The organism is Streptomyces microflavus (genome assembly GCF_014650075.1).
GTDB classification, from domain to species: Bacteria; Actinomycetota; Actinomycetes; order Streptomycetales; family Streptomycetaceae; genus Streptomyces; species Streptomyces microflavus.
This window is the reverse complement of record NZ_BMUG01000005.1, coordinates 570719-596217: the sequence shown is the minus strand read 5'-3', so window position 1 is coordinate 596217 and position 25499 is coordinate 570719. Positions and strand designations below refer to the sequence as shown.

At 70.3% G+C, this 25499-nt stretch carries 25 protein-coding genes and 1 pseudogene; 10 read left to right on the top strand and 16 right to left on the bottom strand.

The window, feature by feature from the left end:
* Positions 1–73: 73 nt before the first annotated feature.
* On the bottom strand, positions 74–1249 hold the full coding sequence (locus tag IE264_RS18020) for an LOG family protein (RefSeq protein WP_032754839.1): 1176 nt from the start codon (positions 1247–1249) through the stop codon (positions 74–76).
* A gap of 90 nt (positions 1250–1339) precedes the next feature.
* Positions 1340–2725 (bottom strand): MFS transporter, encoded by a 1386-nt coding sequence (locus IE264_RS18015; protein ID WP_032754837.1) that lies wholly within the window; start codon positions 2723–2725, stop codon positions 1340–1342.
* 71 nt (positions 2726–2796) lie between these two features.
* Between IE264_RS18015 and IE264_RS18010 the strand changes: the two genes are divergently transcribed.
* Positions 2797–3786 carry a GlxA family transcriptional regulator gene (locus IE264_RS18010; RefSeq protein ID WP_032754835.1) on the top strand — a complete coding sequence of 330 codons (990 nt, stop codon included), beginning with the start codon at positions 2797–2799 and terminating at the stop codon, positions 3784–3786.
* Between the two features lie 36 nt (positions 3787–3822).
* On the opposite strand, the gene ectA is transcribed toward IE264_RS18010, so the two are convergent.
* From ectA to IE264_RS17980, 6 genes and pseudogenes are all read right to left on the bottom strand, one after another.
* Complete coding sequence (gene ectA / locus IE264_RS18005; RefSeq protein WP_032754833.1) at positions 3823–4347, bottom strand: diaminobutyrate acetyltransferase; 525 nt, start codon at positions 4345–4347, stop codon at positions 3823–3825.
* Positions 4344–4745: an ectoine synthase gene (locus IE264_RS18000; protein WP_015606560.1), complete on the bottom strand. Its 402-nt coding sequence runs from the start codon at positions 4743–4745 to the stop codon at positions 4344–4346. Before IE264_RS18000 ends, ectA begins: the two co-directional genes overlap by 4 nt.
* Before the next feature lie 41 nt (positions 4746–4786).
* Positions 4787–5056: an acyl carrier protein gene (locus tag IE264_RS17995; RefSeq protein ID WP_099128165.1), complete on the bottom strand. Its 270-nt coding sequence runs from the start codon at positions 5054–5056 to the stop codon at positions 4787–4789.
* A 6-nt stretch (positions 5057–5062) separates the two neighbouring features.
* Positions 5063–5872: pseudogene (locus IE264_RS17990) on the bottom strand (class I adenylate-forming enzyme family protein); the annotation flags it as partial.
* Positions 5830–6348, bottom strand: a complete 519-nt coding sequence (locus IE264_RS17985) for a MerR family transcriptional regulator (RefSeq protein ID WP_229887618.1) — start codon at positions 6346–6348, stop codon at positions 5830–5832. The gene IE264_RS17985 and the pseudogene IE264_RS17990, both read right to left, overlap by 43 nt.
* Positions 6349–6537: 189 nt before the next feature.
* Positions 6538–7587, bottom strand: a complete 1050-nt coding sequence (locus IE264_RS17980; RefSeq protein WP_032754828.1) for a YihY/virulence factor BrkB family protein — start codon at positions 7585–7587, stop codon at positions 6538–6540.
* Positions 7588–7774: 187 nt separating this feature from the next.
* On the opposite strand from IE264_RS17980, the gene IE264_RS17975 reads away from it, so the two are divergent.
* Positions 7775–8041, top strand: coding sequence for a helix-turn-helix domain-containing protein (locus IE264_RS17975; protein WP_051821704.1), 267 nt, complete (start codon positions 7775–7777; stop codon positions 8039–8041).
* Between the two features lie 1051 nt (positions 8042–9092).
* Here IE264_RS17975 and IE264_RS17970 read toward each other — a convergent pair.
* Complete coding sequence (locus IE264_RS17970; protein ID WP_015606563.1) at positions 9093–9311, bottom strand: hypothetical protein; 219 nt, start codon at positions 9309–9311, stop codon at positions 9093–9095.
* A gap of 280 nt (positions 9312–9591) precedes the next feature.
* Here IE264_RS17970 and IE264_RS17965 point away from each other — a divergent pair, with 280 nt between their 5' ends.
* The 4 genes from IE264_RS17965 (at position 9592) to IE264_RS17950 (ending at position 14404) form a co-directional block, all read left to right on the top strand.
* Positions 9592–10032: a hypothetical protein gene (locus IE264_RS17965; protein ID WP_031126453.1), complete on the top strand. Its 441-nt coding sequence runs from the start codon at positions 9592–9594 to the stop codon at positions 10030–10032.
* A gap of 308 nt (positions 10033–10340) precedes the next feature.
* A complete protein-coding gene (locus IE264_RS17960; RefSeq protein ID WP_032754822.1) occupies positions 10341–11063 on the top strand; it encodes a VOC family protein in 723 nt (240 codons plus the stop codon).
* Between the two features lie 205 nt (positions 11064–11268).
* Positions 11269–11703, top strand: coding sequence for a DUF2267 domain-containing protein (locus tag IE264_RS17955; protein WP_032754821.1), 435 nt, complete (start codon positions 11269–11271; stop codon positions 11701–11703).
* A 691-nt stretch (positions 11704–12394) separates the two neighbouring features.
* Positions 12395–14404 carry an ABC transporter ATP-binding protein gene (locus IE264_RS17950; RefSeq protein WP_032754818.1) on the top strand — a complete coding sequence of 670 codons (2010 nt, stop codon included), beginning with the start codon at positions 12395–12397 and terminating at the stop codon, positions 14402–14404.
* A gap of 102 nt (positions 14405–14506) precedes the next feature.
* On the opposite strand, the gene IE264_RS17945 is transcribed toward IE264_RS17950, so the two are convergent.
* The gene (locus IE264_RS17945; protein ID WP_032754815.1) at positions 14507–15766 is read right to left on the bottom strand and encodes a DUF6357 family protein; all 1260 of its coding nucleotides are present in this window, start codon (positions 15764–15766) and stop codon (positions 14507–14509) included.
* Positions 15767–16166: 400 nt separating this feature from the next.
* Here IE264_RS17945 and IE264_RS17940 point away from each other — a divergent pair, with 400 nt between their 5' ends.
* Positions 16167–18026: a glycosyl hydrolase family 18 protein gene (locus tag IE264_RS17940; RefSeq protein ID WP_032754813.1), complete on the top strand. Its 1860-nt coding sequence runs from the start codon at positions 16167–16169 to the stop codon at positions 18024–18026.
* Between the two features lie 133 nt (positions 18027–18159).
* Here the strand turns inward: IE264_RS17940 and IE264_RS17935 are convergent, their stop codons facing one another.
* Entirely contained in the window at positions 18160–18621 is a 462-nt protein-coding gene (locus IE264_RS17935; protein ID WP_229887594.1) for a hypothetical protein, read from the bottom strand.
* Positions 18622–18911: 290 nt separating this feature from the next.
* Between IE264_RS17935 and IE264_RS17930 the strand changes: the two genes are divergently transcribed.
* Positions 18912–19259 (top strand): hypothetical protein, encoded by a 348-nt coding sequence (locus IE264_RS17930; RefSeq protein ID WP_158706502.1) that lies wholly within the window; start codon positions 18912–18914, stop codon positions 19257–19259.
* Positions 19260–19434: 175 nt separating this feature from the next.
* Here the strand turns inward: IE264_RS17930 and IE264_RS17925 are convergent, their stop codons facing one another.
* The gene (locus IE264_RS17925) at positions 19435–19677 is read right to left on the bottom strand and encodes a DUF6411 family protein (protein WP_032754808.1); all 243 of its coding nucleotides are present in this window, start codon (positions 19675–19677) and stop codon (positions 19435–19437) included.
* 268 nt (positions 19678–19945) lie between these two features.
* Between IE264_RS17925 and IE264_RS17920 the strand changes: the two genes are divergently transcribed.
* The gene (locus tag IE264_RS17920) at positions 19946–20458 is read left to right on the top strand and encodes a hypothetical protein (RefSeq protein WP_032754806.1); all 513 of its coding nucleotides are present in this window, start codon (positions 19946–19948) and stop codon (positions 20456–20458) included.
* A 137-nt stretch (positions 20459–20595) separates the two neighbouring features.
* Here IE264_RS17920 and IE264_RS17915 read toward each other — a convergent pair whose 3' ends face one another.
* From IE264_RS17915 to IE264_RS17905, 3 genes are all read right to left on the bottom strand, one after another.
* Complete coding sequence (locus IE264_RS17915; RefSeq protein WP_032754803.1) at positions 20596–21549, bottom strand: YihY/virulence factor BrkB family protein; 954 nt, start codon at positions 21547–21549, stop codon at positions 20596–20598.
* A complete protein-coding gene (locus tag IE264_RS17910) occupies positions 21549–23297 on the bottom strand; it encodes a bifunctional phosphatase PAP2/diacylglycerol kinase family protein (RefSeq protein WP_032754801.1) in 1749 nt (582 codons plus the stop codon). Before IE264_RS17910 ends, IE264_RS17915 begins: the two co-directional genes overlap by 1 nt.
* Before the next feature lie 62 nt (positions 23298–23359).
* Entirely contained in the window at positions 23360–23614 is a 255-nt protein-coding gene (locus IE264_RS17905; RefSeq protein ID WP_158706501.1) for a hypothetical protein, read from the bottom strand.
* Between the two features lie 131 nt (positions 23615–23745).
* Here IE264_RS17905 and IE264_RS17900 point away from each other — a divergent pair, with 131 nt between their 5' ends.
* Entirely contained in the window at positions 23746–24450 is a 705-nt protein-coding gene (locus IE264_RS17900; protein WP_032755008.1) for a GPR1/FUN34/YaaH family transporter, read from the top strand.
* 241 nt (positions 24451–24691) lie between these two features.
* Here the strand turns inward: IE264_RS17900 and IE264_RS17895 are convergent, their stop codons facing one another.
* Positions 24692–25441: a maleylpyruvate isomerase N-terminal domain-containing protein gene (locus IE264_RS17895; RefSeq protein ID WP_229887592.1), complete on the bottom strand. Its 750-nt coding sequence runs from the start codon at positions 25439–25441 to the stop codon at positions 24692–24694.
* Positions 25442–25499 lie beyond the last annotated feature (58 nt).

Sequence of the window (25499 nt, the reverse complement as noted above, 5' to 3'; positions counted from 1 at the left end):
CCCCGGACACGGCGGTTGTACCGCTCTGCGGGCGGGGTTACGGGGCTTCACCGGCATGGTGTGCCTGCGGCGGTCAGGCCGAGAGACGCGCCAAGGCCTCGGGGACCTCTGTCACCGAGTCGACCAACGCGATGCGGGTCTCCATCGGGCGCTCCTGCGCCAGTGCCTTGAGCAGCGGCCATGCCGGCAGTCGCTCCGTCCAGTGCGTCCGGTCGACCAGGACCATGGGCGTCGGTTCGCCCCGGGACTCGTAGTAGTTCGGAGTGGCGTTGTCGAAGACCTCCTGGACGGTGCCCGCGGCGCCCGGCAGGAAGATGACGCCGGCGTTGCAGCGAGCCAGCAGGCCGTCCTCCCGTGTCGCGTTGGCGAAGTACTTCGCGATGTGGCCGGCGAAGGCGTTCGGCGGTTCGTGGCCGTAGAACCAGGTGGGGATGCCCACCGAGGCGTCGCCCCCGGGCCAGCGGTCCCGTACCTCCAGCGCGGCACGCACCCAGTCGGATACCGACGGGCTGAACGACGGAGTCTTCGCGAGGAGTTCGAGGGCCTCGTCCAGCATCTCGTCGCGATGTGGCGCGGCGTAGGCGCCGAGGTTGGCGGCCTCCATGGCGCCGGGGCCTCCCCCGGTCGCGACGGTCAGCCCCGTGCGAGCCAGTTCACGGCCCAGGCGCGCGGCCCCGGCGTACGCGTCGGTGTCCCGTGCCATGGCATGGCCACCCATGACGCCGACGACCCGTGCGCCGACGAGGAGTTCGTCCAGGGCGTCCGAGATCGCGTCGTCGTGGATCGACCGCAGCATCGAGGCGAGTATGTCCCCGTCGGCCTTGGTCCGCTGGAACCACTCGTAGGCCCGCGCATCCGGCGTCGTCTCGTATCCGCCGGCGTCCAGCCCCGCGAAGAGGTGGTCGGGCGAGTACAGCAGGCCTCGATAGGGGTCGAAGGGGAGGTGGGGGACGGGAGGGAAGACCAGGGCACCGTCCGCCTGTATCTTCGCCCGGGCTTCCGGTGCCATCGGGCAGCCGAGGAACACGGCCCTGGAAGTTTCGGTGGACAGCAGGACGGCTGTACGTTCCGTCAGATCGACCGACTGAATCCGGAAGCCGCTCAGGGTCCCGCCCTCCATCACGTGATCGAACTCGTCCAGAGTCTCGATCTCCCGGTCCGAACGGTCCCCACCCCTGAAGGTTGTCCGGCCGCCGTGCGGTGCGGCCTGTCGTACCGTCTGATCGTCGTGTCCCTCGCCGTGCATCATGCGGACACGATAGGGCCCGGGCCTTCCGCGTGGCCGACCAGCTCACGAGCGGCTCCGCGGCCATCGCCCCGTTCCCCTGAGCGGGCCGCTTCAGCCTCGGGGGCCGGCCGACTCGACCGGCTCCGCGGCCGTGCGGTCGGGCGTGCCCCGGCGCACGGCGTTTCCCCGGATGGTCAGCGACACCAGCGCCGCGACCGCACAGGCCGCGCCGAGTACCAGCCAGACCGGGTCGTAGGTACCGAAGGCGTCGCGGGCGATACCGCCGAGAAAGGCGGCCAGGGCCGCGCCCACCTGATGGGCCGCGTTGACCCAGCCGAAGACGATGGCGCTGTCGTCGCCGTAGAACGTACGGCACAGCGCGATCACCGGCGGGACGGTGGCCAGGTCGAGAAGGCCGAAGGCGACCACGAAGATCATCATCGCCGGATTGACCGTAGCGGCCATCATCAGCGGGAGCAGTACGAGCAGCACCCCGCGCAGGGCGAAGAAGACGGCGAGGAGCCGGCGGGCGTCCTTGCGGTCGGTGAGCCATCCGGAGGCGATCGTGCCGGCGACGTTGAAGACGCCGATGAGAGCCAGCAGGGTCGACGCGGTGGTGACGGTCATGCCGTGGTCGTGGGCGGCCGGGGTGAAGTGCGTCCACATGATGCCGTTGGTCGTGGCCCCGCAGATGGCGAAGGCTCCGGCGAGGAGCCAGAAGGGAGCGGTACGGGAGGCGTCGCGGAGCACGGTGAGGGTACGGCGGGCGACTCCCCCGACGGGCGCGGGCTTGGGGACGAACTCCGTGCTCCCGTAGGGGCTCTGTCCCACGTCGGCGGGGTGGTCGCGCAGGACCAGCCAGATGACGGGTGCGACGGCCAGCGCCGCGAGCGCGAGGGTGACGAGGGCCGGACGCCAGTCGTAGTGGTCGATGGTCCAGGACAGTGCGGGCAGGAACACCATCTGCCCGAAGACGCTCCCCGAGGAGAGGATGCCGGTGACCAGACCGCGCCGGGTGGTGAACCAGCGGTTGGTCACGGTGGCTCCGAAGGCCATGGCCATCGAGCCGGTGCCGAGGCCGACGAGGAAGCCCCAGAAGAGGGTGAACTGCCAGGGAGCGGTCATCACCGTGGTCAGCAGGGAACCGGCGGCGACCGTGCTCAGGGCCACGACGACGACCCTGCGGATGCCGAAGCGGTCCATCAGGGCGGCCGCGAACGGCGCGGTCAGCCCGTACAGGACCATGTTGACCGCAGAGGCGACGCCGATCGTCCCCCGTGACCAGTGGAATTCCTGCTGGAGGGGGCCCTGGAGGATGCCGGGCATCGTGGAGAAGGCCCCCGCGACCACGATGGCGAGCGCTGCGGCTCCCGCGACCCACCAGGCGCGGTGGACGGTCCGCCGTACGGGTGCCCCTTCGGTCGCGGACGACGGAAGGGGACGAGCGGCCTGGGGCCCGGAGGGTTCGGGGTTTCCGGTCGTCGTTTCTTCTTCCATGCTTCCCATCCTCGGCAGGCAGGTGATCTTCCACCACTGGCCAGCTGGACATGTAGTGAAACAATCTGGCCATGACGACTGTGAGCAGGAGAGCGCCGGTACACCGGGTGGTCACTCTGGTGCGGCCAGGGCTGCTGCCGATGGAGCTGGGCATCGTCCACCGGCTGTTCGGCACGGCGCTCGACGACGACGGCGGGCCGCTGTACTCGGTGGTGACCTGTGCGGCGGAGCCCGGTGAGCTGACCACGGACGCCGACTTCACGGTGAACATCGCCCACGGCCCGGAGGCCCTGGAGAGCGCCGACACCGTACTCGTACCGGCGGCGGTGGAGGACTACGGGCCGCAGCGGCGCGACCAGGTGCCGGAACCGGTGCGCCGGGCGCTCGCCCGCGTCCCGGCGGACGCCCGGGTGGCCTCGATCTGCACGGGCACGTTCGTCCTGGCGGCCATCGGGCTGCTGAAGGGGCGGCGGGCGACCACCCACTGGAAGTCGTGCGACGAGCTGCGCCGGCTGTACCCGGAAGTCGATGTGGACCCGGACGTGCTCTACACCGACGACCGGAACGTGCTCACCTCGGCGGGGGTCGCCGCGGGAATCGACCTCTGTCTGCACATGATCCGCAGCGACCACGGCAGCGAGGTGGCCAACACCGTCGCCCGGCGCACCGTCGTTCCGCCGCACCGGGACGGTGGACAGGCCCAGTACATCGAGCAGCCGGTCCCCGAAGGGGGAGCCAGCCCGACGGCCGCCGCCCGGACCTTCGCCCTGCGCCACCTGGGCGAGCTGCTGACGCTGGAGGACCTGGCCCGGGAGGCGTCGGTGAGCGTACGGACCCTGAGCCGCCGTTTCCTCCAGGAGACCGGGCTGACGCCGATGCGCTGGCTGGCGGCCCAGCGGCTGCACCACGCACGCCGGCTCCTGGAGCGGACCGACGAGCCGGTGGACCGCATCGCCGCCGAAGCCGGCTTCGGCACCGGGACGGCCATGCGCCAGCACTTCCGGGAGGCCCTGGGGGTGTCGCCGCGCGCGTACCGCACCACCTTCCGCGGGTCGGAGTGACGCGGAAGGTGGTGCGGTGGGTGGGACGGGCCGGCGTCAGTCCGCCCGTGGCGCGAGCGGCCCGATGCGGTACAGCACCTCGTCGTGGTGTTCCCCGGGGAAGAGGTCTCCGGGGAACAGCACCCGGGTGTCGACCTCGGCCGCGTACCGCTTCGCGACCTTCTTCAGGACCATGATGATGGCCTTGTTGTCGGCGGACACGGTGGCCTCGATGAAAGCGGCCCCCCGCTCCACCGCCCGGTCGGCGGCCCGCTCGAAGAGCTGGACACCGAGCATCGGAATGCCGTGCCGGGGCCTGACGGCCTCCTGCCACACCAGATAGGTGTCGGGCTCGTCGGGCCTGAAGTAGCCGGTGAGGAACCCGATGACCTCGTCGTCCAGAGTGGCCACGAGGGAGGTCGCGGCGAAGTCCCGGCACCAAAGGGCGTAGTAGTACGGGCTGTTGTTGTCCAGGGCGTCCGCCTGGTCGACCATCTCCCAGAGCGCGGGGGCGTCCTCGACGCGCGGCGTACGGTACCGGGGGCGGGCCCGGACGGCGGTTTCGGGGGCAGGCGCGGTCACACGGCCTCCTCGGTGAGCAGCGGGTAGACACCGTCGGCGTCGTGGTCCTCGCGCCCGGTGACGGGCGGGTTGAACACGCAGACGAAGCGCGAGTCGACCCGGGGGCGCAGGGTGTGCTTCTCGTGGCCGTCCAGGAGGTACATGGTGCCCGGGGTGATCAGGTGCTTCTCGCCGGTCTCGTCGTTGGTCAGTTCGGTCTCGCCCTCGACGCAGAGCACGGCCTCGATGTGGTTGGCGTACCACATCGACGTCTCGGTGCCCGCGTAGACCGTGGTCTCGTGCAGCGAGAAGCCGACGCCCTCCCGGGCGAGCACGATGCGCTTGCTCTCCCAGGTGCCGGTGGACGCCCGGACGTGCCGGTCGGTGTTCTCGATGTCCTTGAAGGAGCGGACGATCATTTCCGGTGTTCCTTCCCTCGGGTGTGTTCGGCGCGGTGGTGTCAGGCGGCCTTGCCGTGCTCCGCGGAAAGCTGGGCGAGCGCGAAGTCGGTGAAGGTGTCGACGGTCTCGAAGTCGTCGGCGTCGAGCTCCTCGGGGTCGACCTCCAGGCCGAGCGAGTCCTCCAGCTCCATCAGCATCTCCAGCATCGTGGTGGAGTCGAGGTGCAGGTCGTCGAAGAGCCTGGTGCCGCCGCGCAGTTCGGTCACGGGCCGGTCGAGGACGCTGCTGAGCGCGGTCTCCAGGGCGGTGGTGACATCGCTACGGTTCATGTGCGGTCATTCCTTCCGGTTCGTCGATACGGACACGTCGGCCAGGTCGGCGAGTGCGCGCCTGTCGACCTTGCCGTTGCTGTTGGTGGGCAGGGCCGCCACCGGGACGCAGCGGCGCGGGATCTTGTACTCCTCGATGAACCCGCGCATCCCGTCCAGGACGTCGGACGGGTCGAGTCCGGTCACCGCCGTGAGGACGGCCCGGCCGCCGGTCCGGGGACCGGGCGTCAGCACGGCCGCGTCGGTCACCCCTTCGACCCGGCGGGCGGCGGCCTCCACCTCGGTGGCGCTGACCCGGAAGCCGCGCTCCTTGTAGAGGTCGTCCCGGCGTCCGGTGAAGTAGAGGTAGCCGTCCTCGTCGAGCCGGCCGTAGTCCCCCGTACGCAGTTCGGGGAAGAGGCCCTCGGCACGGGGGAACCGCTCGGCCGTCAGCTCCGGCCGGCGCCAGTACCCGGCCATCACGTGAGGGCCGCGCACCACGAACTGGCCGACCTCGCCGGGAGGGAGCCGGGTGCCTTCGGCGTCGATGACGAAGACCTCGGTGCCGGGCAGGGCGCGCCCCGACGATCCGGGCCGTACGAGGTCGCCGTCAGGCGGCATGATCGTGGTCCGCTTGCACTCGGTCAGCCCGTACATGAGCTGAACACTCAGCGTGGGAACGGCCGCTCGCAGAGCGGCGATCGTCCCCGGGTCCAGCGCCGCACCGGTGTTGGTGAGCAGCCTCAGCCGGGGAGGGTTGCGGGCCCGGCGCACCAGCCACGCGAGCCGGTCGGTCACGGACGGCACGGAGGCCAGGACCGTGGCCCCGCTCCTCTCGCTGCGAGAAGCCCCCCGCGGAAGTGAGGCACATCGATGTCACCGATGGATTCGGTGAGAAAGTCGTGGACCAGCTTGCGACGTTCGTCGGGGTGCATGTGGGTGGTGTGGGTCAGCAGAGCAAGGCTTTCCTGGGTAGTGCGACGTGTGACAGTGCGCAGGACGGCCTGGTGGGTCCGCAGTCGGCGGACCTGCGCCTCCAGGGCCTCGACGTGTGCGGCCGCCACCTCCGCGAGACCCTCCTTACGATCCAGGGCGGCCCGGCTTTCACCGAGCCCCATGCCCAGGTCGCGCAGGGTGCGGGCCAGCTGCAGCCGGGCTACGCCGGCGGTGTCATAGCGGCGGTAGCCGCCGGAGGTCCGGCCGACCGATGCCACGACGCCCACATCCGACCAGTGCCTGACCACTTTGTCCGGCAGCCCGGTCTGCCGTGCGACGGCACCGATGTTCCACGTGGGCCGTGACGCGTCGTCCATGCGCATGTGCTCCACCTTCGACTCTCCCTTCGGGGGAGAGTCAAGCAACCCGGGACGCGTCCCGGCCTCCGGCGTCCACCCGGTCGTGGGCATCGGCGGTCGCCCGCAACAGGGTGACGTTGTCGGGCGCCATCGGCCCGAACGGGATGCTGATGACAAGGCTCGCCGCCGTCCCCGGCGAGGGGCCGATCAGCGTTCCACGCGGCGGCGGTCCCCCTCGCTCCACGCGCGGGTGTCACGTGGCTCCACGTACGGCTCCTCGTCCTCGGGCAGTCCGCCCGCGATCGCGCGCCGGCGGACCATCTCCGCGTCGAACTCCAGGCCCAGGAGCATCGCCAGGTTGGTGATCCATAGCCACACCAGGAAGACGATCACGCCGGCGAGGGCACCGTAGGTCTTGTTGTACGAGGCGAAGTTCGCAACGTAGAAGGCGAAGCCGGCCGAGGCGAGCATCCAGATGACCAGGGCCAGGAAACTGCCCGGCGTCACCCACCTGAACCCACGGCCCTTGGCGTTCGGGGCGGCCCAGTAGAGCACCGCGATCATGACGGTGACCAGGAGGACGAGAACGGGCCACTTCGCGATCGACCACAGGGTCAGGGCGGGGCCCCCGATCCCCAGCGCGGTGCCCACCTGTCGTGCCAGGCCGCCGGAGAAGACCACGATGAGCGCGCTGGCACACGCGAGGACCATCAACGTCACGGTCAGGGCCAGGCGCAACGGCAGGATCTTCCACACCGGCCGGCCTTCCGGCATCTCGTAGACGACGTTCGAGATGCGGATGAACGCTGCGACGTAACCGGAGGCCGACCACACCGCGACGGCCAGGCCCACGACCGCCATGAACGACCCGACGCCCGAGTTGCCCTGGAGCTGCTCCACCGCGTCGCTGATCACGTCCCGGGCGGAGCCGGGGGTCAGCTTTCGCAGGTTCTCCAGAACCTGCTGGGTGGCCGACTCTCCGGCGATACCCAGCAGGGACACCAGCACCAGCAGGGCGGGGAACAGTGCCAGTACCCCGTAGTACGTCAGCGCGGCGGCCCGGTCCGCGAGTTCGTCGTCCTTGAACTCCTTCAAGGTGCCGCGCAGCACCGCAGTCCAGGACCGCCTGGGCAGCTCGGTCGGCCGGTCCGGTGCTCGCTCCTCGACCTGCTTGTCGGGGCCCACGCCGCGCTCCCGGTCCACGTCCCCGGGATGGTGTTCGCTGCCGGGTCGACCCGGCTTCTGTGTGTCTGCCATGACCAGCGGGTGTCCACTGCGGCGCTTCTCATGTTCCCGCGTGGCCATGTGACGTCTGTCGCCGGGGTTGATGCCCCCCCGACAGGGAGCGGTACACGCGCCGCGCTCCGACCGGTCTGAGGCCTGCCATGCCGCACTTGTGGGCCAGGTCGCTGACCACGTGTTCGTGGTGCGAAATACTCCAGCCATGAGCGAGGAATCGGCGCGGCTGGCGAAAGACCTCATCGAGTTCCGGAAAGCCGAGGGCATCTCTGTGAGGGAACTCGCGATGCGCACCCGGCTGAGCCGGGCAACCATCATGCTCCACGAGAGTGGCGATGGGCCTCTTCCCCTGCCCTTCGCGGCCCGCCGCTTCGAGGAGGTCCTCGACCGGGCCCCGGACAGCATCCCGACCACGCCGCACGAGCCGACGGATCGCGTACCTCGGCGGGATCCCGGCGAAGCGCGAGGGTGAGCGGCTCTGCGCTGACGCCCCCTCTGGCTGAGCGGCGTACCGAAATGGATTGTCACAGAGCCGGACGGCGACCACGATCACCCCATGACGACCGGAAAGGGCCATGCCCTCTAGGCACCCCGCTCCCTTCGGCTGCTACGCCCTCACCGTTTCGGGCACCGCCGCCTGGGCGTGCCCGTACACGGACTTCCCGCTCGTCGAGATACACCCCAACCGTCCCGAGCGGCCGGTGAGGGGTGTAGGCGAGCCGCGTACGAAGCGGGGAAGGACCATCTCGGCCCGGTCGCCGGCCATCCCACGGACACTCAAGCAACGAGCTTGGCGCGGCGCTTCGACCGTAACCTCGTCACCGGTCCGGACGACGGCGAATGTTTGGAAGGGGTCCGGCTGCGTCGCCGCATGGAGCTCCACACTCGACGTGCCACAGCAATACGAAGCCCCTCAGTGCCCCTGAGCTTCTACAGGGTCATGCCCACCCTCAGTCGGCCCCGGCGCGTGCGCGGTACGGGGGTCCGGCGGCAGACGGCCCGCAAGATGATGTTCGGATCGACCACTGTCCACCCGGGCTGACCTGCCCTGCGCCATCTCGACGAACCACCAGGTTGCGGCTACTACACACGCCCATAGCAGGGCACTCAGCGCAGCCGCCGGCCACGGCGTCCCTCCGTGCCACCACTCCACGACCACCAGTAGAGCCCAGGCCACCAGCAGTACACACGCCACCCTGAACCGCCGATGCTTGAGCATACGCGTCCGGATACCCAGGGCAGTGCCGAGCACACGAGGGATCCACTTACTGATCGTTTCAGAGTTCAGCCCTGCGGAGACGCCGGCGGCCCATGGGGCAATCCCTTCAGCCACGGGCTCAGGGGGACGCGTTGTGGAAGGGGCTTGAGCAATTGGCGGTTTTCCTCGGACTGGCCCGTTCGCGCAGGATCAGCCGAAGTGGGCACGTCGGGACGGGCGCGGTCGACGGGTGTGGGATCCGTAGGTGCGCGGTGCCGCGGAGAGGCTTGGGCTGCGGCACCGCTGACCGGGCCAGGCGGGAAGGTTACTTAGCCGCGTCCAGAGCGGCCAGGGCCTGCGCCCACCCGACGTACTTCAGCTCGGCGAGGTCGGCGACGGTCTTGATGCCGAACGCCTCCTTGAGCAGGTCGCCCTGCCGGTCCGAGACCCCCTTGAGAGCAGACACCGGCGCCGACAGCACCTCGGGCAGGCTCTTGTCCGCCCACGCCTTGTCCAACACCTTGTCCAGGTCGATCGAAGCCACGCTCGTTCCCCTCCTCATGCCGCGCTCCCGCGGAGCGCGCGAATGTCCGCCTGGGCAGGGCGGACTTCTGCCCCGCCATGGCGTAATCTACAAACATGTAGAGCATAGAAGAGGGAGACGTCCGTGGATGCACGGATGGGAGATTGAACGGGAAATTCTGTGCCTCGGCCTGCTTCCGGGCCGAGCCACGGATTGGCGGATGCCGTAGAACTCGATCGCCGCGCGGAACAGCCCTGGACCTGGTGCGCGGGGCGGCGGCCGAAGAGGCTAGTTTGCTCGGATGAGCCTTCTCAATGATGTGGCCGAGCGCGATGGCTGGCGATGCTGGGTGTGCGACGAACCGGTCGACCCCGACAAGTCGGTGAACGACCCGCAGGGGCCAAGCGTGGACAGCCGGACCGCCGACCGAAAGGCCAAGGTCGCCGAGCGGCTCGCGCACCGCGGGTGCAACACCCGCAAGGGTGCGGTCAAGGCGGTCATCGCCTGGCCGGACCGCCCGTACGTGGTCGAACCCGCGCCGCTGATCGCTGTCGCCGCCCGACTGGAGCGCAAGGGGGGCCGTGAGATGGTGGGCCGCTGCCCGACGAGGCAGGATGCCCAAGAAGCGGCGAAGTGGCTGGTGGACCGGTTCTCCCGACTGGTGCCGGGGCTGCCGGTGACCGTCGACATCGAGCCGGGCGGCGGCCAGTTCCTCGTCATCCTTGCCACCGGCCGCCGCTGACTCGGGTCGGCCGGAAGCCCGGCGCGCGCATGCCTGGCAGGGCGTAGCCTTCGTCCTCGCCCCACGGGACGTCCAGGTCGTACATGTGCACGGGCCGCCCCGCTCCCTCCATAGCGCGGCGCAACTCCCTGGTGGGCAGAGACCCTCCGCCTCGGACGGAGGGCGCTGTCACCGCTGTTCTGGATGGGCCCCGGGCTCCCCCGTGACGGAAAACTCGGATGCGGGTGCTGCACAGCAGCCCTAGGCTGCGCCCGCGCGGAAGATCAGGCGCCGTATGGACCGTCAGCGGATCGGAGATGCAACGGGGTATGACAAGTCGACTAATCGCGATCTGCTTCCGTGCGACCCGGCCATCGGTCCTGGCGCGGTTCTGGTCCGGGCTCCTGGACTGGGAGTTGACCGACGATCCCAGCGACGGCATCGCGATCGTGCCCCCTGTCACCGCCGGGTTCCGCATACGTTTCCTGCCGAGCCAAGAGCCGAAGATCGGCCAGAACCGGGCTCACTTCGACCTGACGAGCACCTCCGCGGAGCATCAGCAGCAGACCGTGGCCAGGGCGCTGGAGCTCGGCGGGAAACACATCGACGTGGGACAGCTTCCGGAAGAGGGGCATGTGGTGCTCGCCGATCCGGACGGCAACGAATTCTGCGTCATCGAGGCGGGGAACAAGTTCCTCGCCGGGACCGGCTTCATCGGAGCACTGGCCTGCGACGGTACCCAGGAGGTCGGCTACTTCTGGAGCGAGGTGCTCCGGTGGCCGCTGGTCTGGGACCAGGACCAGGAGACCGCGATCCAGTCACCGGACGGCGGCACGAAGATCACGTGGGGTGGTCCTCCGGTGGCACCCAAGATCGGCACGAACAGGCTGTGCTTCGAGCTGGCGCTGCCCGCCGGCGCCGACTGGAAGGCCGAGGTGGACCGCCTCATCTCGCTCGGCGCGAGGTGCACCGACACCGGGTACGGCAACGCCAGCCGGGCGATGATGCTCGACCCCGACGGCAACGAGTTCGCCGTACAGATTCTCCGATAAGGCGGCTGTCGTCGGGTGGTCGGCTGCGGCGGAGGTCCCAGGAATCGCCTCCGCGCCGTGGGGGTCAAGCTGTCCCTCGCGGTCATCCCACCGGCATTCGCCCCGAACCGGCGATAGTCCGGGAGAAGAGGTGTATGGCTGCGTTCTTGGAGCACAAGCAAGCGGAAACCATCGCCGCAGTACGACGAGAAGGGCCGCCGCCTCCATGATTCCTGAGCTTCGGACCATCGCCGCCCCGAAGGCCATGACGTTCACCGGGCTCCTGGAGAAGATCAGGTACGAGGGCGCCTACCCGACCCGGGAACGCGCCGAAGAGGCCCTGAGCGCCGTTCTGGTTGGACTCGGGGCGCAGATCACCGGCGAAGAGCGGGTCGCGTTCGCCGCCGCGCTCCCCCGAGAAGCCGCCCACGAGTTCACCCGCGCGGCCCCCGGCGGCGCCCCCGTCCCCGCTGCCGGCTTCGTGGACGCCCTGGCCGCACGGACCGGCGGCACAGCTGCCACCGCCCGGTGGGACGCCGGCACGGTGCTGGCCGCGGTCGGCGCACTGATGGACCCGGCCCTCGTCGCCCGCATCATCGACGGCCTCCCGACCGGTTACGCCCTGCTGTTCGGCCGTGCGCAGCTCACCGCGGCAGCCTGAGCGCACCGGACACTGCCCGGCGGATCATGTGACCACCGCGGCCCCGGCCGGCTCTTCGGCCGCCGAAGCCGGGCCGCAGGCGCTCGTACGTAGCACCGGCTCGCGCTCGTCGGCGTCGTAAGTGCCCGGCATTCTCGATACTGCCTACCTCGCCGGCGAGAAGATCAGCCCCTGCTCGCCAGGGACGGCGTCGTGGCAGCCCGGAACGCCCCGCAGGCTCCCCTGGCGTGGAGGGCGACGTGCGGCTGCAGGATACGACCGACGGCGTTTCGGCCAAGTACCCGCCCGGCGGACGGTGTTGTGCGGCAACGGTCGTTGCATCACGCAGCAACCGGCATCCGCACAGAACAAGGGTTCGAGATTCGGCCGAAAAGTGCGCTGCCGTGGAGCCGGTGGGCTCGTTGAACACGGTATTCCTCCACCGTCCGGAAGGAGCGACGTTGAGGCATACCGGCTCACGCCGCGGCAACTGCCCGAGCACGAAGGACACATCGACGCGGCAAGGAGGCCGGCCGAGCGGGGGCCAGGCTTACGTGCGCCATAAAGGTCGTCGCACCCTGCTCTGCTTCACCTCCCTGGCGGCACCTCTGCCGAGCATGGACACTCTCGTCCTGTCCACCGGCCGACGGGCCGATGGGCGGATGCAGACCGGTCCGGCCGCCGTGCGGCTCGGCCCGGGGGTGGAGCTCTCATGAGCGACTCCCCCGTGGATGGCACACCGTCCGATTCCCACGATTCCCACGTCTCTGCCTCCGAGACCCTGCTGTTCGGCGGCGAGTTGGCCTACGACACGGGGTGGAGCCAGCATCACGACTCCTGGCTGAAGCTCAGCCTGAAGACGATGGCCCTTTCCCTGCCCCGGCAGGTCGCAGTCGCCATCCGGCTCGCGCACCAGGCCGACCGGCGGGCGCTGTACACGGTCGCGGCCAGCGAGGTCGGGCGCGGTCTCGGGCAGGCGGCTTCCCTGGTGACGGTGAACGCCTTGCTCATCGAGCTCCTCGCCCCTGGGGCCATCGAGGAGCGGCTGCGCTCGGCCCTGCCGTCGATGGTCGTGGTGGGGCTGCTCGCAGTGGTCGGAGCGGTGCTGGCCTCGGTGTCGGCCGCGGCCACCGGGATCCTGGAGCCGAAGACTCAGAGGGTGGCGACCGAGCGGTACCTCGCTCTGGTGGCGCGGGTGGAGATGGAGGCGGTCGAGGACGACGCCTTCCACCGGCTGATGGACTCCGCGCAGTACGGTGCGGACTCGGCCCGGCGAATGCTGGTGTACTGCGCGGCGGTGGTCACCGCCGCGATTTCGCTGGTCGCCGCCGGTGGTGTGCTGGCCGTGCTGCACTGGGCGTTGCTGCCGCTGTTGGCCGCGATGGCGGCGCCCCGGGCATGGAGCGCACTGTCGATGGCGCGGCACCGGTATGTGAGCTGGCACCGGTTCGTGCAGCATGTGCGCGCCTCGCAGCTGATCAGCCGCCTGCTGATCGACCAGCAGGCCGCCGGTGAGGTCCGTGTCCACGACGTCGGGCCGTTCCTGCTGAAGCACTTCCGGGGTATGGCTCAGACCAGCGAGCGGGAGCAGACCCGGCTGGCGAGGATCGGGGTACGTATCACCCTCGGCGCCGACGCCGCCGCCGGGCTGGCGACGCTCACGACGTACGGAGTGCTGGGGCTGCTGCTGTGGCAGGGACAGATGGCGCTCGCGGTTGCGGGTACGGCGGTGCTGGCGATCCGTACGGGTTCGGCAAGCATCACCGATCTCGTGGTGCGCGTCACCGACGTCCAGGGCGAGGCCTTGTTCGTCGCCGACCTGGAGACCCTGTGCGACGAGGCGGCACGGCGCGCCATCCCGACAGGCGGGCGGGACCTTCCGGAGACGGTGGAGGAGATCCGCTTCGAGAAGGTCACCTTCACCTATCCGGGCGCCGAAGTCCCCTCGCTGCACGAGGTGGATCTGGTCATCCCGCGCGGGCGGACGGTGGCCCTGGTGGGTCGCAACGGTTCGGGCAAGTCGACCCTGGTCAAGCTGTTGTGCGGGCTGCGCCTCCCGGACAGCGGCCAAATTCTGTGGGGCGGGGTGGGCACAGCCGAGGCCGATCGCGCCCAGGTCTTCGACCGCGTGGCGATGGTCGCCCAGGACTTCTACCGGTGGCCCTTCACCGCCCGGGTGAACATCGGGGCCGGACGACCCGCCGCGCCGATGGACGACGCGGCCATCGGACCGGCCGCCGTCTACGCCGGTGCCGACGAGGTCGTCAAGGGCCTGCCCCGGGGCCTGGACACGCTGCTCGCGCGCGGATACAAGGGCGGGCAGGAGATCTCCGGCGGGCAGTGGCAGAAAGTGGGTCTGGCCCGCGCGCGGCACCGCCAGGGTCAGGTGCTGATCGTCGACGAGCCGACCAGCGCCCTTGACCCGGCCGCCGAACAGCGGGTCTTCGACCAGATCCACCGGCTGTCCGAAGCCGGGCAGACCACCGTCCTGATCACCCACCGCCTGCACAGCGTCCGGGACGCCGACTGCATCTACGTCCTCGACGAAGGCCGGGTCGTCGAGCACGGCACCTTCGCAGAGCTCATGGACCCGGCGACCGGGGCCGGTGCGTTCCGGGACGCGTACGAGCTGCAGGCCCGCCAGTTCCGTACTCCGTCGGTGCCGGGCCAGACCCGCCCCAACGGCACCGGCGTCCCGACGGAGGGGACTGCGGCCTCTTGAGCCGGACACCGGGCCGAGCTCACCTGCCCGGAAGGCCGTTTCACTGCGCGGCCCACCACGACTTCACTTGTTTCGATGCCACTGTCGCCGACCGCAGCGTCGTCATCGTCCTCGAGCCCGACGCGCGCGCTCGAACTCGGCGGCGTCCGATATCCAGGGGCCGTGCTGTCCGAGGGCGGCGCAGCCGCCGAGGACGAAGGCGCTCACCAGCTTCCGGTACCCGCCGATCCCGTCGACCAGGCTGTACTCGACCCGGTACTCCGGCTCCGACCCGCCTTCACCCTCACGCACCGTCGTGACCCGGGCGATGGAGTCCGCGTAGAAGTGGAGCTGGATCCCCTCGCCCATCTCCTCGTCCTCGATGGTGAACACTTCGTTGTCCCCGGCGGAGCGATCGGCGACGAACTCCCAGAACTCCGCGGTGGCAGTGCGGGGACCGCCCTTGACCCACTTCTTCTCGACGCCCTTGTCGTCGGTGAAGGACAGGGCTGTCTTCCTCGTACTCCCGCCGGCGCCGGCGCGGTCGGCGGCGGCCGCCTCGTCATCCTCCATGGGCGTGCTCCTGAAGCGCTCCGCCGCCTCCGAGCACATCAGGAAGCTCACGGTACGTACCGCGTCATCGACGAGCCCGGGGTGCGCACGGCGCACGGCCGCGTCGACCGCCGTCGCCATCAGATCCCAGTCGCGCTTGTCCGTGGCGCGCTTTCCCCGTCGCGGATCGCGGCTGATCCGCATCCCGGCGCACGCCTGCTCCGCGGCGGCGATCACACGCATGACCTCGGGCAGCAGCACCGGCTCGACAGCATCGGGCATCCGCCTCGGAACCGTCGCCCCGTGCAGGTACTGCCCCGTGTACTTCAGAACCGCGGCGTCGAGCGGACCGAGTACCGTTCCGCGCTCGGCGCGACGGCGGTTCGCGTGGTACTCCTGAGCTCGTTTCCCGTTGGACGTCTCCGTCGCCGCGCGCATCGCCGCGCAGACCTGGCCGCGCTCGAGCAGATGGATGTCAGCCCCATGGGCGATGAGCCGGCCCCGGTCCCACCGGATGCTTCGGAAGAACGCGTCGACGTCCACGGGCGCGGAGAGGAGGATCGGGTCCAGGAGCGCGACGGCAGCGTTCTCGTCGAGGCTGCCCTTGGTTCCGGCGGCGTCGCACAGCGGAAGGACCGCACTCCACAACAGCAGGTGTCTCGCCAGGTCCTCCTGGATCACCGCCAGATGGGCTTCCCCGATCGGGAACGTGAACGTGCGAGGATCATGGTTGGCGTCGGCCCCGGCACCGAGCATCAGTTTCAGCTCACCGTCCTCGCGGATCACGTTAGGGATCCAGCCGCTCCGGCGCGTGAAAACGATGTCTCTCATGGGCCCAGTCTCCCCCATCGGACGACCCCGATGGATCCTGCGCGCACCGACCTGCACCGATCTGACCGGCCGCTTTCGTGTACACCCCTGCCGCCCGGGCGGTACGGAGCCGCGGTCTCGATGTCGTACAAGTGCAGGCGCATGTCCATGTGCATGTGCAACTGCGTCGCTCGGGGTGCGCGCGACCGCCCCAACCGCCGCTCCGCTCTGCGCCTGACCGCCTCAGTCTCAACTCCCAACGACCTCTTGGTCCAGACCTCTTGACGATTGGTCTAGGCCTTCCTAGTGTCACGGACACACTGCGGGAGTGCCGAGAAGAGACACCCGGCACTCTGGGCGACGCAGGGTTGACAGGCCAGGGACCCACCCCTGTCCTCCGAACCTCACCAGGGGAGCATCCTTGAGCACGGAAACACGATGGCGCCGAACCAGATCGCGGCAGAGCATCATCCCGAACAAGCGGTCCAAGGTCCTCGCCGGCGCCACCGCGCTGCTCCTCCCCCTGGCCGCCATGGTCGGCCTCGCCACCCCCGCCGAGGCCGCGACCTCGGCCACCGCCACCTACGCCAAGGCGTCCGACTGGGGCTCCGGCTTCGAGGGCAAGTGGACGGTGAAGAACACCGGCACCACCACGCTCGCCTCCTGGACCGTCGAGTGGGACTTCCCCGCGAACACCAAGGTCACCTCCGCCTGGGACGCGACCGTCACCAACTCCGCGAACCGCTGGACGGCGAAGAACCTCGGCTGGAACGGCACCCTGGCTCCCGGCGCCTCCGTCTCCTTCGGCTTCAACGGCTCCGGTTCCGGCTCGCCCTCCGGCTGCAAGCTCAACGGCAACCCCTGTGACGGCGGCACCACCAACCCCGGTGACAACGCCCCCTCCGCCCCGGGCAAGCCCACCGCGAGCGACATCACCAACACCTCGGTGAAGCTGTCCTGGGCTGCTGCCACGGACGACAAGGGCGTCAAGAACTACGACGTCAAGCGCGACGGCGCCACCGTTGCCACCGTCACCGGCACCACCTACACCAACACCGGTCTGACCGCCGGCACCGACTACAGCTACACCGTGGTCGCCCGCGACACCGCCGACCAGACCGGCCCGGCCTCCGCCGCCACGGCGGTCCGCACGACCGGCGGCGGCGGTGAGAACCCCGGCGGCGGCAAGATCAACCTGGGCTACTTCACCAACTGGGGTTCGTACACGGTGAAGAACCTGGTGGCCTCGGGCTCCGCCTCGAAGATCACCCACATCAACTACGCCTTCGGCAATGTGCAGAACGGCAAGTGCACCATCGGCGACGCGTACGAGGACTACGAGAAGTCCTACACCGCCGCCAACTCCGTCGACGGTGTCGCCGACACCTGGGACCAGCCGCTGCGCGGCCACTTCAACCAGCTGCGCAAGCTGAAGGCGCAGTACCCGCACATCAAGGTGCTGTGGTCCTTCGGCGGCTGGACCTGGTCCGGCGGCTTCGGCCAGGCCGTCCAGAACCCGACCGCGTTCGCGCAGTCCTGCTACGACCTGGTCGAGGACCCGCGCTGGGCCGACGTCTTCGACGGCATCGACCTCGACTGGGAGTACCCCAACGCCTGTGGTCTGACCTGCGACACCAGCGGCCCGGCCTCGATCAAGAACATGATGCAGGCCATGCGTGCCAAGTTCGGCGCCAACAACCTGCTCACCGCGGCCATCACCGCTGACGGCTCCACCGGTGGGAAGCTCGACGCGGCCGACTACGGCGGCGCCGCGCAGTACATCGACTGGTACGACGTGATGACGTACGACTACTTCGGCAGCTGGGCGGCGCAGGGTCCGACGGCCCCGCACTCCCCGCTGACCTCGTACCCCGGCATCCCCGCTCAGGGCTTCAACTCGGCGGACGCGATCGCCAAGCTGAAGGCCAAGGGCGTCCCGGCCTCCAAGCTGCTGCTCGGCATCGGCTTCTACGGCCGCGGCTGGACCGGCGTCACCCAGTCCGCCCCCGGCGGCACCGCCACCGGCCCGGCGGCCGGCGTCGAGCCGGGCAACCAGTACTACAAGGTCCTCAAGACCACCTGCCCGGCCACCGGCACGATCGGGGGCACGGCGTACGCCCACTGCGGCAACGACTGGTGGAGCTATGACACCCCGGCGACCGTCGGCACCAAGATGGCCTGGGCCAAGAGCCAGGGCCTGGGCGGCGCGTTCTTCTGGGAGTTCAACGGCGACACCGCCAACGGCGAACTCGTGAACGCCATCAGCAACGGTCTCAAGTAGACCCCGGTACGGCCACCGAGCCCGCCCGCCCCGAACACGGGGCGGGCGGGCTTCTTTTCGGCACGAGCCTCCTGCCGGCGGGCAGCGTCCAGCTTCACAGCGGTCCTTTCTCAGGTGCTCGCCCAGGGGGCTGCTAGCAGCCCGCCTCGCTACCGCTGTTCACGTTCGCGTCGATGCGGATCCAGTAACTGGCACCGGTGGTGAGGTCGGGGCGGGTCCCATGACCGTATTCCTTGAGAAGTTCGGCGGTGAGGAAGACGATCCGCAGACTCATTCTCTCTCTGACGAAGCACAGGTCGTCGGGCGCGGTTTCGGAGTCCCGCCTCCATCCGTCCTGCTGCGTTGCCGTCCGGTAATGCTCGGCCACCTCGGCCCGTGTGCCGGAGAAGGCGTATGTCCGCTCGGCGTACACCGCGACCTCGCCGCTGTCCGCCCAGCAACCGGCGTCGACCTTTTCGAAACCCCTGGCGACGGTGGCCTCATCGGGCCGGGACCCAAGGATGTCGAGTGCCGCCAACTCCTGAACTCGGGGATCGGTCCCCTCGCAGTCCTGGGCGAGATCCAGCAGCGCGCAGCCGGTGAGCGTCGCGGCCACAGTGGCGGTCGTCAGGAGAAGGGATATCGGTCGGGTGACGACTGTTCGTACGGACAAAGCGGGCTCCAGGGTGTGGGCCGTAGCAGCGGGCCGACGACTGCCGGACAGAAGAGTCGTCGGGACCGGCTCCGGAACGGTGACGGCCCGGTTCTACCAGAAGCCGCTCGCGGTGGCGTTGCCGACTGCGACAGGATCAGCCCGGCAGCGGGGAACGGGAGGGAGCCCGGGTGACTGGTCAGACTGCGGAGATCGCATCGCGTTGCGAGTGCGGCAGCATGGCGGTGCGACAGGTGAACCAGTTCATCCTGGACGATGAGTTGTGGTGGGACTCGGAGTTCTCCTGCGGGTTCTGCGGCATCCACTCGTGTGAACACGCCGGTCCGGGACCAGCACCTGATGATGTCCGGGAGGCTCTCCTCACAGCGCACGGGCCTGTCAGGCTGCGGCTGGCCGGTCCCGATTCCCGTCTCGTCCCAGCTGCGAAGGTCCTCCGGGAGGTAGCAGCCACCTCGTTGTCGCGAGCTCTTGAGCTGGCCGGGGAACTGAGCCAGGACGGCCTGGTGGGTACGTTGTCGGAGATGGAGTTCCTGAAAGTCCGGCTTCGGCTGCGCGGGGTTCACACCGACATCGACCGGTAGCGGCGTGGAGACTCATCGACCTTGGTGGCGCGGCCCTCGGCGTGCGGGCACCACCTTCACCGCACGCCGAGCGGAGGGCCGGACCGCCCGGGGACGACGGCATTCCGTCGGCCGCGTCCTGAGCCGGGTCGTCATCCGGCAGGACCGAGGTCGGTTCCTGATGCCAGGACCGGAGTCAGAACGGCATGTGGCCACGGGTGCGGCGCCCGGCCGAGCCACTGCGGCCGACGGCCTTGGAACTGCTGCGGAAAGGCTTGCTGAAGATGCGGCCCAGGATGCCGGGCGCCTTGCCGCCCGCGCGGGACCCCAGGCCGAGCGTGCGCTGCGTACCGCGCTCCGGACCGCGGGAGAGCCGCGGTACGAAGAACGCCAGTACGGCGAGAACGACACAGAGGGCGACTATTCCTACGACCATCATGAGAGCTCCCGTTCATGGTGCTGTTGCTTGGACGGTGATGTCTGCCTCGTGTGCCCGGCCGACGACTTTCGAACCCGGCGCCCGCCGCCGAGTGCCTCAAGGGTGGGTGCCAGGCCGGCATACCGCGCTGGGGCGAAAGCGGGTCTGACATGGTGATATGCGGGCAGAAGATGCTGGGCCGCCGGGTGGATCCGGGCCGCCGCCCGGCGCGTGACCAGCTCCGGGACCGTACCGACGACACGGCGGAAGCCGATGAAAGGACCCAGTGATGTCTCCGGTGACCGAACAGTGGGGCGAAGTTCTCCGTACGCATCTGGCGCTCGGCGAGGAAGGGTCGCCGGTGCTGGCCGCCGCCGCGTTCTCCGCCGAGGCGGGGTTCTTCGCCGCCGCGGGCCGGGGCGGCGAGGACGCGTGGCCGTACTTCCGGACGGGGGCGAGCGCCGCCGGGTCAGGGGCCGGCACCCCGGTCGGGGAGGACGACCGCGCGGACGACATCGAAGCCCTGTGCACGGTGTGCGAGGAGGCCGTCCACTCCCGGGGCCTGCGGATCGCGGGCACCCTCTGGCAGCGTGAGAGCCGGGAGCTCATCTCCGACGTGGTCACCGGGAGCGAGCTGGAGCTCGCGCTGCTGCGGGAGGGAGGCCGCGCCATGTGGGTCGTCCGGGCCGGGCAGGGCATCTGCACGTTCGTGCTGGTCGACAGGGACAGCGAGGCGCACATCACCGAAGCCCGTTCCCTGGCCCTCGACTTCGACTCCTTCCTGGCCGGCCAGGGCTACTGATCCGGCGAGCTGCTCCGGGCGCCGTACGTCTCCGGCTCGGGGGGCTCGTCCGTCACCTCGGGTTCGAGGCCTTCCGACACATCCCTGCGGGGCCTGTACCCGTGAAGTGCGCCAGGCCCGAGCAGAGTTGTGGCGCCTCATGCTCCGGGGTCGGCGGCGATGGGACCGGGCCTGCGGGCCCGGGCTGCTTCCAGTTGGGCGGCGAAGGACAGCCCGACGAAGAGGGCTACGGAGGTGAGATAGGCCCACAGGAGCAGCGACATGAACGCGCTCAGGGGCCCGTAGACGGTGTCGAAGGAGCCGCTGATCCCGAGGTAGAGGCTCAGGAGCCAGGTGAGTGCCGTCCACAGGACGAGGTAGACGGCCGCGCCGAAGACCAGCCAGGTGTAGCCGGGCTGCCTGCGGCGCGGGGACCGGCGGAAGATCGCGCTCGCCGAGATGAGGGCGAGCAGGAAGCCCACCGGCCATCGCAGCAGGTCCCAGGCGTTCCGGGCCGTGTCGCCCAGGCCGTACACAGTGGCGGCGGCCGCCACGAGGTCCCCGCCGGCCACCATCATGATCGAGCCGATGCCGAGCGGGATGCCGGCGCTCAGCGCCATGATCAGGCCGCGCAGGTACTTGCGGTGGAAGACGCGGTCCCGCTCCACTCCGTATATACGGTTGGCCCCCCGCTCTATCTGGCACATCGCGGTGGTGACGTTGGCCAGCGAGAAGGCCAGCCCCAGCCAGAGGGCGACCTCGGGCCCGTCCCCGTCGCCCCGCTGGTTGCGGTTCAGGGCGTCGTCCACCACCTGGGCGCTCGGGCCCTCGCTGACGCCGCGGATCGTGAGTTCGGCGAGCCTGCCCACGCTCTCGGTGTGGAGCTCGGTCGACAGGCCGACGAACGCGATCACCAGGGGGATGATGGCCAGGATCGTCTGCAGGGCCAGCGCGCGGGCGTGGCTGAAGCCGTCGGCGTAACGGAAGCGTACGAAGGCGTCCCGTACCAGTGGCCAGCGCCCGTACCGGCGCAGGGCCGCGAGCGCCTCGTCGCCGGACAGTTCGTCGCCGCTCATGTCGCGGGTCACCGGTACCCGGGTCGCGGTTCCCATCACCGCTCCCGTGCGGGCAGCATGACGGTCAGGGCGCCGGGGCGGACCTCGGCGGTGAGACGTCGGCCGGGGCCCACCGGGTCTCCGTCGACCTCGCGCGGCTGTGGCCGGGTGAAGGACAGTTCGGCGCGGCGGAAGGTGTGGAACTCCACGGGGCCGCCGACGGCGGTCGTGGAGCGGGACGTTCCGGCCGCCCGGCGGCCACCCCCGCCCCGGCTCTTTCCGCTCAGCAGCACGCCGGCCGCGCGCAGCCAGCCGCCCACGCCCCGGGGGTCGAAGACCGCGAGGTCCAGCAGCCCGTCGTCCGGCCGGGCGGCGGGCACCGGTGCCGCGCCCGCCTGGACGGTCCCGATGTTGGCGACGAGCACCATGCGGGCCGTGCGGTGCAGCTCCGGCCCGCCGTCCAGGCGTACGGCCAGCCGCATCCGGGGAGCGCGCAGTCCCCTGGCTCCGGCCAGGACGTACGCGGGCCAGCCCAGGGCCGACTTGGTGCGGTCGGGGGTCTCCTCCAGCATCGCCGCGTCCAGCCCGGCGCCGGCCATGGCCGTGAAGTGGACGGTGGGGAATCCGTCGCCCTCGATCCGGCCGAGATCCAGTGCGTAGGGCTCGCCGGTCAGCCCGGACGCCAGCGCGTCGGCGGGGCGGATCGGCAGTCCGAGGTTACGGACCAGCAGATTGCCGGTGCCGCACGGTACGAGGACCAAGGGGACGCCGGATCCGGCCATGGCGTCCGCGACCGCGCGGACCGTGCCGTCGCCGCCGCAGACCACGATCAGCTCGGCCCCGCCGCGCAGGGCCTCGGCCGTCTGGCCGCCGCCGGTGTCCTGCGCGGTGGTGTCGACGAAGGAGGGGGCTCGATAGCCGTGCTGGGCGAGCACCAGTGCCAGTTGGTCACGGGTGGCCGGGTCGGTCACCGTGGGGTTGACGATGACGGTGGCGTGCTTCCGCGCGGGCGCGGCCCGCCGTTCGGCGGCGGCCATGGCGATGTCCATCGCGTCGGCCGGCGGCGGGGCCGCCCAGGAGTGGTCGGCGAGCACGGCCCGGCCCACGACGATCAGGGACAGCGAGCCGTTCAGGAGCCCGCCGGCCACGTCGGTGGGGTGGTGCATGCCCCGGTAGAGCCGCGCCAGCCCCACGAGGAGCGGAACGAGCAGCAGGAGTGCGGCCAGCGGCCTGCGCCACGGGCCGCGAACCCGGGACAGGACCAGTACGGCGAGTCCGGCGTAGAGGGCGGTGGCCGCACCGGTGTGACCCGAGGTGTAACTGGACGTGGGCGGCGAGTCGTCGAGGCGCTCCACGTCCGGACGCGTCCGGTCCACGGAGGCGGTGATCAGGAGGAAGACCGCCGACTGGAGCGAGACCCCGGCCGCCAGGAAGACCGCCTCGCGCCACAGGGGCAGCCGGGGCACCAGGACCAGGAGCAGGCAGGACACGAAGGTGATGCCCACCACTGTGCTGGTGTCCCCGAAGGCGGAGACGATGGTGGAGGCGGTGGTGAGGGCGCTTGTACGGGCGCCCTCGAGCGACTCGTTGACCGCGTCCTCGACGGTCAGAGGCCAACGGCCGTGGCCCGGCCCGGTGATCAGCAGGCCGGCCCCGGCCATCACGGCAGCCTGGCAGAGGGCGAAGGCGCCGATGCGCACCGCCGCCCGGGCTGCGCCGCTGGACAGGGCGGGAGATCGGCCGGGACGTCGGGGGGCCGGTGCTTCCGGCCCCCCGGTCGATCTCGCCGGAACGGCAGTCGGCATCTGGTCCCCCCACGTCTGCTCCGCCGTACGGCGGTTCCTGGGGAGCCTGTTCTCCCTCGGCCCTACGCCGTCTTCCCTGCCATCGTCACGACAGACCTGTCAGCGGTGGGCAAGGGGCGGGAGAGCGGTACGGGGGCGATGATGGAACTGCCGGCCGCCAGCAGGGCGCCCGCGGGCCGGGGGACGATGTCGAACCGGTCGGCGACCTTGCGGGCCGCCCTGCCCGAGGAGTGGCGCGCTCGCGGACGCCACGCCCCACCGACGCCATCACGCAGGCATCCGGCCCGGCGGACGGTGAAGGGGTACGGAGCAACCACCGGCCGGAACTTCCAGCAGAAGCCCGACAACGGTCCGGGCCACCGCCCATGGCCGGTGACGTGCGAGCAGCGCCGCCGCCGTGATCGCTGCCCGTGGCGGCGAACCGATCCAGAACTCGTACGCTTTCACGGTGCCCCACGATTCCGGCCCGAACGGCCCCTCAGAACCGCTGGCCACCGATGCGGTCACACGCATCGTGCTACGCCCGATCGCCAGCCCGCTGCCGCTGGGCTTCTTCGCTCTCGGCATGGGCAGCACAGTCCTGTCCTCCCTCCAGCTCGGCTGGGTACCGGCCGAGCAGAGCAGCATCCTTCTGCTCCTCGTCCTCATCTTCGTGGTGCCGCTCCAGCTCGTCGGCGGGGTCTTCGCCTTCCTGGCCCGCGACGCGGGCGCCGGCACGGCGCTGCTGCTGCTCGGTGCCGCCTGGGCGGGAACGAGCGTGACGTCCCTGGACTCCCCGCCCGGTACGCCGGTGGTGGCCCAGGCTGTCTTCCTCCTGGCGCTCGTCCCGTTCGTGCTCGCGCTCGCCGGGGCGGCCGCGCAGTCCAAGCCCCTGTTCGCCGTCCTGCTCGGCATTACGGCCGTACGCTTCGCCCTCACGGGCCTCTACGAGGCGGGGCTCGGGAAAGCTCTGCAGATCGCGGCGGGCTGGACCGGTCTCGGCATCGGGGTCTTCGCGCTCTACGGCGGGCTCGCCCTGCTTGTCGAGGACGGCAAACAGCGCACCGTGCTACCGCTCTTCCGCCGCGGCAAGGCCCGCGAGTCCATCGAGGGCGACCTGCGCGAACAGCTCACCGAGGCCCAGCAGGAGGCCGGGGTCCGCCACCAGCTGTGACCCTCGCCGGGGCGCTGGACCCAGGGAACGTCCTGATGGAGCTGGAGCGCTGTGCGTGGGCCGTGACCGAACCGGACAGCCTCCCCTCCCGATGTGTCGGAGGCGATCCTGACTCGGCGTCAGCCGTGAGAGCGGCGGGCCCCGAACAGAGTGACGCCCTTCACGGCGTATGCAGCGGCCCGGCGGGTTCTCCCGCGCCGGGGCGGACCGGTGGTGCTGTGGCGGGCGGTAGTGGCGCGGACTACTGCTCCGGGTCCCAGGCAACCAGCTGGTCGAAGATACGCCCGTTGCCGTCGAGCTTCAGGGAGCCGAACGGAATACGGCCGTAGAAGCCGAGGACCAGTTCGTTGGCCGTGCCTCGGGCGGAGGCGTCGGCCGCATCCGGCTCCTCGTCGGCGGTCGGCCCTGCGCCGGGTTCGGGCAGGCGGTCGAGCCGCGCGCCGTCGTCGGAGAGCCAGTTGCGCCAGGAGCGGCCCTCGGTGGCGTGGTAGTCGACACCGGCGGGCTCGTGCGGCCAGGCGACCGTCGTCGTGCAGATGGTGGTCAGGAACTCCTCGACACCGTCGAGTGCCACCTCGTCCGGCAGCGGCTGCGGGACGCCCACGGTGAGCTGGGCGTCACGTTCCCGAGGCACGGACGGGTCGCCCTGCGGGGCGGACTTGGACGTGGCGTCAGGCCCTGCGGCGATGGTCGCGGCCCAGGCGCGGCGCCCCTCGCCCAGGTGTTGCACCAGATCGAACAGCGTCCACTCGGGGCAGGTCGGCACCTGCACATCGAGGCTGGGGGCGGCGGCGACCGCATGCGGATTCCACTCGCTCGACCAGCACCCCTCAACGTCGGGACGGCAACAGCTGCTTGGAAGTCTCCAAGGAGACCGGCTCCAGCGCTCCTCGTGGAGCAGGTCCCGGCCGTCCGCCCGCTCCACCGCGCGCAGCAGTTCGTCGGGAAGCCACTCGGCGCGCAGGTGGATGTGGTGGCGCAGACCCGGCACTGCGGCGATGTGGTTGAATCCTCAATATTGGTTGGCCGAAAATGATCGGTGCATCAGT